Source organism: Oribacterium sp. FC2011 (genome assembly GCF_000701645.1).
Taxonomy (GTDB): Bacteria; Bacillota; Clostridia; order Lachnospirales; family Lachnospiraceae; genus Oribacterium.
Genome location: NZ_JNJM01000023.1, coordinates 51,694 through 62,742 on the forward strand (window position 1 = coordinate 51,694; position 11,049 = coordinate 62,742).

The following is an 11,049-nucleotide window of genomic DNA, read 5'->3' on the forward strand; positions in this document are numbered from 1 at the left end:
GCTCTGTATCGCCATTATATGTTTTTTATCCGAGAATGTCGATAGCAATTAAATCTTCGCCCATATTCACCTTTCCGGTCTTGATGAGACGAACCTGCATGTTGTCATCGAGGTCGGTGCAAAGAACAGGAGATGCGGTTGAAGGAGCATTCTTGCTGATGAAATCAAGATCCATCTTAAGCATCGGATCACCCTTCTTAACCTTCTGACCGTTCTCAACAAGAACTGTAAAGCCCTGACCGTCAAGCTTAACGGTATCGATACCCATATGGAAGAGCATGTTGATGCCATCCTCGGTTTCGAATCCGATAGCGTGCTTTGTGTCAAAAACAAATGTTACTTCGCCGTCGCAGGGAGCATAGAGAGTACCGTCTTCCGGAATCATGCATGCACCCTGTCCCATCATGCCGCCGGCAAATGCCTCATCCGGAGTCTCTGAAAGTTCCTTGGCTTCACCGTTGAGAGGGCTTCCGATAATTATGGTTTTAGTTACTGTCTTTTCTGAAGCAGAAGCGGTTTCCTGTGATAATGTTTCTGCATTGGCATTAGCATCTCCATGATACTCTGTTGAAGGCTGTGTCTCGAGATAATCCTCAAGATTTGACTTTACAACAGTAACTGAAGGTCCGTAGATAACCTGTACGCCTGTACCTTTATGTACAACACCTGATGCGCCTGAAGCCTTGAGCATACCATCATTTACAAGTTCAGGCTTCTTAACTGTTACACGAAGACGGGTAGCGCAGCAGTCAACGTCAGAAATATTTGCCTTACCACCGAGACCCTTCATGATAAGGTCGCTCTTTTCATCTGTAACGTCTGAGTTTTCACCGTCCTTCTTTGCAAGATAATCCTTCTTGCTGTAGAGACGTGTTTCCTGATCGTCATCTTCGCGACCCGGTGTCTTAAGATCAAACTTCTTGATAAGGAAGCTGAAGATAAAGTAGTAAAGCAGGAAGTAAATGATACCTACAGGAATTATAAGCATCCAGCTTGTCTTCTCGTTACCCTGAAGGATACCGAAGAAGAACAGGTCGAGAAGTCCGCCTGAGAAGGTGAGACCAACTGCGATATTGAGCATATGTGCGATCATGTATGCTGAACCTGCGAGTATAACCTGTACTACGAAAAGCATAGGTGCAACGAAAAGGAATGAGAACTCGATAGGCTCTGTGATACCTGTAAACATTGATGCAAGAGCGGCTGAGAGAAGAAGACCTGCGGCCTGACCGCGCTTCTCAGGCTTTGCAGTGCGAACCATGGCAAGGGCTGCACCCGGGAGACCGAAGATCATGAAAATGAACTCTCCGGAGAAGTATCTTGTAGCATCTGCACTGAAGTGAGCAACATGCTGTGAATCTGCAAGCTGAGCAAAGAAAATGTTCTGACCACCCTGAACAAGCTTTCCTGCAACTTCCATCTGTCCGCCAACGGCTGTCTGCCAGAAGGGCATATAGAATACATGGTGAAGTCCGAATGGGATGAGTGCACGCTTGATGAGACCGAAGATAAGTGTTCCGATATATCCGCTGCCTGTTACGAGACCACCGAGAGCGAAGATTCCCTTCTGAACGAATGGCCAGAGGTAGAAGCTGAGGATACCCACTCCGATATAGGCAAATGTTGAAACGATAGGTACGAAACGTGAACCACCGAAGAAGGAGATGGCTGCGGGAAGCTCTATCTTATAGAACTTATTGTGAAGAGCCGCAACTCCGAGACCTACGATGATACCGCCGAACACACCCATCTGAAGGGTATTGATACCAACGATGCTTGTTACCGTTCCTTCAAGAACACCCTCTGCAACCGCACCGTCAACGATCATTCCTGTGATGTTGAGCATGGCTTCGATGGTGATGTTCATTACGAAGAAAGCGATCATGGCAGCGAGGGCTGCAACTTCCTTTTCCTTCTTTGCCATACCGATGGCAACACCAACTGCAAAGATAAGGGGAAGGTTACCGAAGATGGCACTTCCAACAGCGTTCATAATGTTAAGAAGTGCATTAAGCGGAGTACCGCTTCCGAGAAGTGCCTCCATATGATAGGTGGCAATAGTGGTTGGGTTTGTGAAACTGCTGCCGAGTCCAAGTAAAAGGCCTGCAACCGGAAGCATGGCGATAGGAAGCATAAAGCTTCGTCCTACACGCTGTAAAACTGAAAAAATGTTGTCTTTCATAGATCCTCCTTGATTTATCCGTTCGGTTCAGGACTTCATGTACAAAAAATGCCCCCGCGTTTACGCGGGGGCATAAAAAAACAGACACTTCACCACATAAACATAGAACACGTTTTATGTACAGTGAATGCCTGCGAACAGTAACATACTGAATTGAACATCAGTAGGTTAGCACCACGTCAGGCAAATGTCAAGAGGGAATTTAAACTATTATTGTACATCCAATCTCTTTTAGGGTAACAGTTCAGCCGGTGGACCAGGCTTTTGCTTGACTCATAATCTGCTTTACGGGGATATGAGTCATGTAGAATCAGACTTGGCATTGACTCATATCTGGCGTTTTGGTGATATGGGTCATGTAGAATCGGACTTAACAATGACTCATATCCGGATTTTAGAGTTTTGGGTCATGGAGCAGCAGAACTTGAATATCTACTACTCATTCGTACACCATGGTTAACAGGCTGAACTGTTACCTTTTAGGCGGTTCCAAACCATGGTCTGGGTCATGGAGCCGGTTTCTTCGAGTTCTTTCAGCATCAGTTCTTCTTTTTTCTTGGCGATGAGGGTTTTTGCGGCGGGAATCTTCCCCTTAGAATCCTGGTAAATCAAAAAACGTAGAGATAAGGTGAAAAAATTAGTGAAAAATTGCAGAATAATTTACTATTTAATAGTATGTGTTATTATTTATTTGTAAGCGTGCAGAAGAAAAGAGATAGATGGTATGAGAAAAACAAGATTGGCAGCAGCATTTTTTTTATTGACAATATTAGCGGGTTTTACAGCAATGGCCGGAACATGGAAAAATGATTCCAGGGGTTGGAGGTATGACGAAGGAAACGGTTCATATCCTAAGAACACCTGGCAGTGGATAGACGGAAACAATGACGGTATTTCAGAGTGTTACTATTTTGATGAAGATGGTTACTGTCTCATAAATACAACTACACCTAACGGCTGGGAAGTAGATTCAAACGGTGCATGGATTGTGGACGGTGTTGTTCGCACCAAGACGGCGAATGCATCAACCCCGGGTATTCCAACCGATCTTGATTCTGCAAGATGGTTAGATCTGACATCCCTGAATAGCAATAAAGTAGTTCTTGACGGAAGCAGATACCGCATAATGGCAGTAGCCTATGGCCGTGTATATAATCCTGATGAATATGTACGTATTCTTGATGCGGTAAGCAGAGGTGAATATATCGTAGATTCAAATACCGTATTTGAATATAAGTATACTGATCCTGCCACGACTCTTCCTGAATATCAACCGGGAGATACTGCGTTACAGTGGTTTGCACGTCTCTGCAATAATGGTTCTTTACGCCAGAATGACATATTTAAGGTTAAAGTCAGCGGAAATCATATCGATGCTTTTACCGATATCACATCAGAATACTGATTTATATATCCAAAGGGGACGGTTCTCGTAAGTGATCCGTCCCCTTTGGCTCTGTAAGATATATTTAAGACTTAAATAATGATATATTTAAGTCTTAAATAATGGTTGAATACTTAACAATTTAATGTTACATTTGAATCAATAATCCCGGGGTGCCTGATACAGGCTGAGATTAGACCCGTTTAACCTGATCTGCATAATGGCAGCGTAGGTAGCGATATTTGTAGAGACGAGTTTTCAACAGAAACTGGTTTTCTAAATACAGGTCTATATGTTTGATTCAGAAACCTCCGGGAAATAAATAACCGGAGGTTTTTTTATGTCACAAAATCCAGAAGAAAAACATTATGTAACTTACGGTTCACAGCAGAACTCTGATTGTGGCTGCGGCTGCGCCCTGTCACCGGAATCTGTTAAGATCACAGGCTGTCGTTTCGCCCTGAATATCATGGATGACAGGTACATTTCCATCATTCTGGGGGCTCTTCAGAAAACCGACACTTCCAAAATCTGGCAGGACACCGGAAGACTTTCAACGGTATACCGGGGAAAACAGATCCATGTTGAGGATGCGGTGAAAGCCTGCTTTGTCAATGCCTTTACCGAGGGAGTCCACATGACCATGGAAATGACTTTTTCCCGAGGCTGTCCCGGGGATGTTAATGCTGACGTAACCCTGGCAGAGGATGATGTTTTACAGAATGAACCACGGATCAAAGATATTCATTTTCCGGCAGACTGTAAGATCGCACTTTATCCCATGGGTATCCAAAACTACATGGAGCACATTGCAACAGTTGTAAATCATGCCATAGATTTAGGCATTTACGACAGATCCACACATTACTGTACTGTGTTAAAAGCTGATGTGCATGACCTTTTCTCATATTTTGATTACGTGAACACTTATTGCAGTGAGCACTTCAGTCATTATGTCTTTGAAGTAACCTTATCCGTTAACAGCCCGACAAAGGAGTAAAAAAATGCAGAATAAGAATGAGTGGAAATTAAAGGATGTTTTACTGGTAGCGATTTTAGGTGTTTTATTTGGAGTTGTTTATCTCGGATGTACCTATGCAGGCGGTTTTCTGTATGGATTACTGACCCCTGTCGGCCTTGCATCTCTGGGTTATGAACCGTTTTACGGTATTTATTTTATAGCCGGAGCTTTCGGTGTTTACATTCTCCGTAAACCCGGCAGCGGCATCATTGCCGAGCTTCTTGCGGCTATACTGGAATGTCTCAAGGGGAACTTTTTCGGTCCTATCATTATCTTATCCGGCATTGTTCAGGGCCTTGGTTTTGAGCTCATTATAATGCTTAGAAAATATAAGGATTTCAGTACAGCAGTCATGATTGCCTCGGCCGTTCTTTGCTCTGTATTTACAATGATCTACAATCTGATCATCAGCGGCTATAACCGGATTGCGGTTCCTGTTCTTTTGCTGATGCTGGGTGTCCGTATAGTCAGTGCTGTTCTCTTTGACGGACTTCTGGTGCCTGCATTGACCAAGGGCCTTGTTAAGGCGGGAATGCTCAAGGGATATGCTGTGGCTGATGCTGTGGATACGGACCTTTATGAATTAACCGGGATTGCATGATGACAGAAGAAAAAAGCTGTATGCTGGAACTCAGGGACGTGGTATTTCGATACAATCCTCACGGGAAAAGAAATATTCTTGATCATTTGTCCCTCAGCATAAGTGATAAAAGGATAACGGTTATAACCGGGCGGAGCGGCTGCGGGAAAAGCACTATGGCAGCGGTTTCCGCCGGCTTGTACCCGGAAAATGGAGGTTTTCTTGAGGGTGGCGGGATACTGCTTTACGGTAGACCTGTGGCGGACATGAATCCTCAGGAAAGAGCAAAGTATCTCACAGTTATGTTTCAGAATCCGGACCTTCAGTTTTGTATGCGGACTCTCAGGAAAGAGATGGAGTTTTGCCTGGAAAATCTATGCATTCCGGCATCAGAGATGGATCAAATGATACAGGAAGCGGCAGAAAACCTTGGCATAACAGAATTACTTGATAAACCATTATCGATTCTTTCCGGAGGAGAAAAGCAGAAGGCAAACCTGGCATGTCTTTTTCTCATAAAAAGTAATTGTATTTTTCTTGATGAACCTTTTGCCAATGTTGACGAGTCGTCAGCATTGGACCTTATCAAACAGATAGAAATGATGCACGATGCAGGCTTTTCCTTTGTGGTTATCGATCACAGACTGGACTACTGGCTTCCCGTTGCCGACGAAATAATCGTTCTTGGATCCGGCGGACAGGTGCTGAGAAGAGATATTAACAAAAAGAATCTTGAGGCTCATCATGATTTTCTTCATGACATGGGTCTTCTTTTTGATGTTTTAATAAGGAAAGATCTAAATAGTCAGATTGGTCCTGAATCTGCGGGAAAAACATTGAACTTTGATGAAAAGGTTTTAACAGAAGATGTTGACACCCGGGACTTCGCTGTAAGATTCAGTAATGTAACCATCCGTACGGAAAACCCCAAATGGAACAGAAAAGATATGGGAGAGATACTTCTGGAGGATGCAGGCGCAGTTTTTGAGAAGGGAAAAATGACTGCGATTTTAGGGCCTTCAGGCAGCGGCAAGACCACTGCCTTACTTTCCATATTAAAGCAGCATAGTTTCTCCGGCATTATCGAGGTAGAAGGTGAAAATCTGGCACACTGCAGACGTAAAGAGCTATACAGAAAGATTGGAATAGTATTTCAAAATCCTGCCAACCAGTTTATTTCCCAGAATGTTCAGGAGGAAATAGAATTAAGTATCAGGCAGTGGAACAGAAATATCGCAAAAGAACAATGCAGTAAAAAAGCGATTGAACTTCTCGCTGAATTTGGGCTGGATAGCTATCGACGATACAGCCCCTATATGCTTAGTCAGGGACAGCAGAGACGACTTGCGGTTTTGTCTGTTCTTGCCGGAGGACAAAGGATCCTTCTTTTGGATGAACCTACTTACGGACAGGATCATTTGTCCACAGTGGCCATTATGGATAGCGTGGCGGATAAAGTAGAGAGGGAAGAACTTACTGTAATCTTTATTACTCATGACAGAAAGCTTGCCCTGGAATATTCAGATTGTATCTACAAACTTGAGAACAGGAAGTTGCTAAAGATGCCCGATGCCCCAGGAGTTTAAAATACAGGCCATACTTTAACATTTTTTTTAGTCTGTGTAGTTATGAGGATTAAAGAATATTAGGGCGTTAAAAAGTGGCGTTATGAAATGAGGTTTAGAGTTTTATGTTGGAAAAATGGAACCCTTCAGTGAAAATGATCACCGTGTTTTTGTGCGTTTTTATTTTGACTGTTCGAAATAACACTAAACTTAATATTATTGTTTTTATTTCATTTGTTATTGGAATGCTGCTTTTTTCCGATGTAAAGCCCGGTAAAATATTTGCTTTTCTGTTACCTGCATTTATTGCAGCATTCGGATTATTTATCATGGGAATGTTTTACTCGAGAAACAGCGACATTTCCATAAAAACAATATTTGATATTTCTAAAGAGCAGCTTGAAGTACTGGCGACCTCAGGCAATATGGTCACAGCTCTTCAGCTTGCAACGAGACTCCTGGCTTATGCCGGGATGGGGATATTGTTCTCGTTGACTACCGATGGAGAATATTTTGTCAGAAGTCTCATGCATCAGCTGCGACTTCCGCCTAAATTTGCTTATGGCATTCTTGCAGCATTTTATCTTTTGCCCATGATGAGGAATGAGCTTAGGACTGTTCAAACCGCCTTTAGGGTCAGAAATATGTCCGGGTTCAGCCTTCGCCCGAAGATTCTTTTCACCATGCTGGTTAACAGCGTCCGGTGGTCCGAGAGCGTTGCCATGGCTATGGAATCAAAGGGGTTCTCTGGTGAGGCCGAAAGAACCTACCATGATATTCCAAAGCTTCATGTCCGGGATTTGGCCCTGGCTGTAGTTAGCGTCGGGGTAGTGGCTTTTGTTGCTTGAAATGGGACAAAAAATGCAAGCGCTAGGCACCGGCTCACGCAATATTCCAGCAATGAGGCTTTTATATTCTTTGTCGTTTATTCTGCTCCTCTACGTGTCATCAGCTTTACCGAGGAGTATTAAAATGGTCGGTAAGCACTTACTAAACTGCTTACCGACCATTTTAATAAAGTTTCATAGCACGTTTATCACAGTTCTGACAGCGCCTTTGCATTTTGCCATCTCTGTGAAATACCGGATGACCATGTCAGAAAGCCCCGCTTCCACCAGATCAACGCCAAAGACAGTCTCGTTTCTGAGGAATTTCTTAAGCTTCTCGCTATCAGGCTCATCGCCGAGTTTCATTCCGGAAAGCTGTGCCTGAGATGTCTCAAGAAGAGGATCCGGAGAAGGAGTAAAAGCATTACCCTCATCATCCACAGCCATAAGATATCTGAGCCATCCCGCATAAACCAGAGGAATGAATTTAAGATCGGATACCTTCAAAGTGTCAGACTTCATATAAGCCTTAACAGTTTCTCCGAAACGTATGGACAGCTTCTGGGAAGTGTCTGTTGCAATTCGATAAGGCGTGTCAGGCATGAACGGATTAGGGATTCTCTCATTGATGACAGTATTGATAAATTCCTTAGGACTAATGATGCCCGGGTCCGTTACAACAGGCAACCCCTCCTTATAACCAACATTCTCAACCAGTTTACGAAGGTCTGCATCCTTCATTTCATCGGAAATTCTGTCGTAGCCAAGCAGACATCCGAATATAGCAAGAGTGGTATGAAGAGGATTGAGACAGGTGCATACCTTCATACGTTCAACCTTATCAACGGTATCGCGATCAGTGAAGTATATACCTGCTTTCTCAAGACACGGTCTTCCGTTTGGGAAATCATCCTCGATGACAAGATACTCACGCTCTTCAGCATTAACAAAAGGTGTATCCTGATCAAGTCCGTCATCAGACAGAAGCTTGGCGATAGATGCGTCGGGACCGGGAGTGATCTTATCAATCATGGACCAGGGGAAAGAAACCTTGGCAGAAAGCCAGTTAATAAAGCCTTTGTCGCCGAAAGCTTCTGCAAAACATAAAATGGCAGCCTTGAGTTTATCTCCGTTGTGGGAGCAATTATCCATGCTGACCATGGCGAGAGGGGCAGCATTCTTAAGATATCTTGCGTAAAGAAGAGAAGTCATACGACCCATATAAGTTTCTGTAGAGTCGGGCTTTCTCTTAAGATCTGCTTCAATATCCGGAAGGAGATTGCCCTTCGGGTCTTTTATGGCATATCCCTTTTCTGTAATTGTAAATGAAACCATCTGGAGAGAAGGAGCTTCAAATATTTCTTTGAGTCTGTCCTCGCTTCCATAAAGATAAACCTTTTCAGCTATGGAACCGATAACGGCTTTTTCGGTAGTTCCATCTGCCTTTAATGTAATCTTGACCGTAAGGTTGTCATTCTCCTCAGGCTTTTTCTCCTTGCGATCAGCAGCGATAATGCCTTTATCGGTAAGCCCCATGTCCAGGATACGCTGACACGCGTCAGCCTGAAAAGCCTTGAACAGGTTACCTGCTCCAAAATGAATCCAGGTAGGTTTATTACATGTTTTCCTGATCATATCATCTCTGTCAAAAGAAGGAAGACGATATCCTCTCTCTGCCCAAAAAGTTTTATCTTTCAATGTTTCATTTGTTAATTTCATAATCAACTCCTCTATAAGAGCATGTTTTTCGCCGTTAATTTCTGACATTCAGATGCTAATCTGATATGTAATGACCTCTGATTAGCTCCAATATGTATACGGTTGGCTTATGTCACAATATTTTAGCTTTAAATTATAAGAAAAAGAATTGCCACGATTGTTGCAAACATTTCCAAACTTGCGGTATATTTTGATATGAAAATCACAATATAAACGAAGCCGTTTATATTTACGTCTGAAACGAAGCGTTAATAGAGGAGGATATAATGAAAAGAAAGCTGCAGTCAATATTTGATACACGGCAAAAGATGAAATCTGATTCATTTGAGATTTACTATTACAGCGACACAAGATTTCCAAACGTGGAAAAGCATGCACATTCTTTTTATGAGATATATCTGTTTGAAGAAGGAAAAGTTTCTTTAGAGATAGAGGATAAAAAATATGAAATGAAAACCGGGGATGTTATCATTGTCCCCCTGAAAATATTTCACAGAGCAGTGTCAGAAGATACAGTAACAGTATACAGAAGATTTGTAGTATGGATAAGTGAGTCTAATGTTGCGGACCTGATGAGAAGGTCGGAATCATATGGATACATATTCAAAAAAGCTGAAGAAGAAAAGGAATATATATATCACCTTGATACATTATCCCATAACAGTATAAAGAACAAACTGATCGGTATACTGGAGGAACTGCACACAGAACGTTTTGGCAAAGAAGAACAGCTTAAAAATCTTATGAGAGATTTTCTTTTGAGTCTAAATCGTTTTGCATATCATGAAAACGAAAAAACCATGATAAATGAGAGGATATCCGTATATCAGACAATAACGGATTATATATCAACACATTTGGAAGATGATTTGAGTCTTGATGCTTTAAGCGAATATTTTTATCTGAATAAATATTATATAGCACATCTTGTTCAGGAGAATACAGGGCTCTCGTTACACCAATACATAACTAAAAAACGTCTTTCGGCATGCTGTGAGGCAGTGCGTGATGGGCAGCTGATCGGTGATGTGTGTGCACAGTATGGTTTCCAGAATTACTCCGGTTTTTACAGAGCATTTAAAAAGGAATATGGTATGTCACCCTCCGCATACATCGAAAAATATAGTTATAGGCCAAAAGAATAAAAAAACATTTATATATTGTTGAATGTTTGCCGACAGAGTAGTTATCGCTACTTTGAGACGATGTACAAATATAGATACAAAAAAATTTTAAAAAAGTGTTTGACAACTGTCCCGGGAGTTGATATATTATGTGAGCACTCAAGAGACACGGAACATCAGTTCTGAGGAATGAGGGCAACAGAACCTTGAAAATCAAAGATCGATTAATACACAGACCCTGAAGATTCTATAAAGAAGATTCAGAAGCGGAGGATCTGATAAAGATCTAAAGCGAGACCAAAAAGGTCTAAAGCGAATAATACAATCGCAGTAAAGAAAACGGACAGAACAAATAAAGCCAAGCTTTTAGTTCTGAACGGGAAGAACTTAAAAGAGAGAAATCTCTTTCGTATTTAATATGAGAGTTCGATCCTGGCTCAGGATGAACGCTGGCGGCGTGCCTAACACATGCAAGTCGAACGAGCGAGAGATGAAACCTAGTGATTCTCGAGCGAGTGGCGGACGGGTGAGTAACGCGTGGGTAACCTGCCTTACAGAGGGGGATAACAGTCTGAAAAGACTGCTAATACCGCATAAGCACACAGTACCGCATGGTACAGGGTGAAAAGATTTATCACTGTAAGATG

Annotated in this window: 8 protein-coding genes, 1 rRNA gene and 1 riboswitch; of the genes, 7 read left to right on the top strand and 2 right to left on the bottom strand. The window is 42.4% G+C overall.

What is annotated here, in order from left to right; genetic code table 11:
- Window positions 1-25: 25 nt before the first annotated feature.
- Window positions 26-2,182 carry a PTS sugar transporter subunit IIABC gene (locus tag T357_RS0115305; RefSeq protein WP_031554552.1) on the bottom strand — a complete coding sequence of 719 codons (2,157 nt, stop codon included), beginning with the start codon at window positions 2,180-2,182 and terminating at the stop codon, window positions 26-28.
- A 724-nt stretch (window positions 2,183-2,906) separates the two neighbouring features.
- On the opposite strand from T357_RS0115305, the gene T357_RS20515 reads away from it, so the two are divergent.
- The 5 genes from T357_RS20515 (at window position 2,907) to T357_RS20520 (ending at window position 7,580) form a co-directional block, all read left to right on the top strand.
- Window positions 2,907-3,587, top strand: coding sequence for a hypothetical protein (locus T357_RS20515; RefSeq protein WP_049962480.1), 681 nt, complete (start codon window positions 2,907-2,909; stop codon window positions 3,585-3,587).
- Between the two features lie 138 nt (window positions 3,588-3,725).
- Window positions 3,726-3,819, top strand: a riboswitch (TPP riboswitch).
- Between the two features lie 87 nt (window positions 3,820-3,906).
- Window positions 3,907-4,566 (top strand): YkoF family thiamine/hydroxymethylpyrimidine-binding protein, encoded by a 660-nt coding sequence (locus tag T357_RS0115315; protein WP_081828203.1) that lies wholly within the window; start codon window positions 3,907-3,909, stop codon window positions 4,564-4,566.
- A gap of 4 nt (window positions 4,567-4,570) precedes the next feature.
- A complete protein-coding gene (locus T357_RS0115320) occupies window positions 4,571-5,188 on the top strand; it encodes an ECF transporter S component (RefSeq protein ID WP_044917150.1) in 618 nt (205 codons plus the stop codon).
- Entirely contained in the window at window positions 5,188-6,753 is a 1,566-nt protein-coding gene (locus T357_RS0115325; protein ID WP_031554556.1) for an ABC transporter ATP-binding protein, read from the top strand. Before T357_RS0115320 ends, T357_RS0115325 begins: the two co-directional genes overlap by 1 nt.
- A gap of 104 nt (window positions 6,754-6,857) precedes the next feature.
- The gene (locus tag T357_RS20520; RefSeq protein WP_049962481.1) at window positions 6,858-7,580 is read left to right on the top strand and encodes an energy-coupling factor transporter transmembrane component T family protein; all 723 of its coding nucleotides are present in this window, start codon (window positions 6,858-6,860) and stop codon (window positions 7,578-7,580) included.
- 174 nt (window positions 7,581-7,754) lie between these two features.
- Here T357_RS20520 and T357_RS0115335 read toward each other — a convergent pair whose 3' ends face one another.
- Entirely contained in the window at window positions 7,755-9,278 is a 1,524-nt protein-coding gene (locus T357_RS0115335) for a mannitol dehydrogenase family protein (RefSeq protein WP_031554565.1), read from the bottom strand.
- 266 nt (window positions 9,279-9,544) lie between these two features.
- Here T357_RS0115335 and T357_RS0115340 point away from each other — a divergent pair, with 266 nt between their 5' ends.
- Window positions 9,545-10,423, top strand: coding sequence for an AraC family transcriptional regulator (locus T357_RS0115340; RefSeq protein WP_031554567.1), 879 nt, complete (start codon window positions 9,545-9,547; stop codon window positions 10,421-10,423).
- A 393-nt stretch (window positions 10,424-10,816) separates the two neighbouring features.
- Window positions 10,817-11,049: ribosomal RNA gene (locus tag T357_RS0115345) — 16S ribosomal RNA — on the top strand; the annotation flags it as partial.

Coding starts and splice junctions, on each gene's coding strand:
- T357_RS20515 (WP_049962480.1), top strand. CDS start 2,907: ATGAGAAAAACAAGATTGGCAGCAGCATTTTTTTTATTGACAATATTA.
- T357_RS20520 (WP_049962481.1), top strand. CDS start 6,858: ATGTTGGAAAAATGGAACCCTTCAGTGAAAATGATCACCGTGTTTTTG.
- T357_RS0115320 (WP_044917150.1), top strand. CDS start 4,571: ATGCAGAATAAGAATGAGTGGAAATTAAAGGATGTTTTACTGGTAGCG.
- T357_RS0115315 (WP_081828203.1), top strand. CDS start 3,907: ATGTCACAAAATCCAGAAGAAAAACATTATGTAACTTACGGTTCACAG.
- T357_RS0115305 (WP_031554552.1), bottom strand. CDS start 2,182: ATGAAAGACAACATTTTTTCAGTTTTACAGCGTGTAGGACGAAGCTTT.
- T357_RS0115340 (WP_031554567.1), top strand. CDS start 9,545: ATGAAAAGAAAGCTGCAGTCAATATTTGATACACGGCAAAAGATGAAA.
- T357_RS0115325 (WP_031554556.1), top strand. CDS start 5,188: ATGACAGAAGAAAAAAGCTGTATGCTGGAACTCAGGGACGTGGTATTT.
- T357_RS0115335 (WP_031554565.1), bottom strand. CDS start 9,278: ATGAAATTAACAAATGAAACATTGAAAGATAAAACTTTTTGGGCAGAG.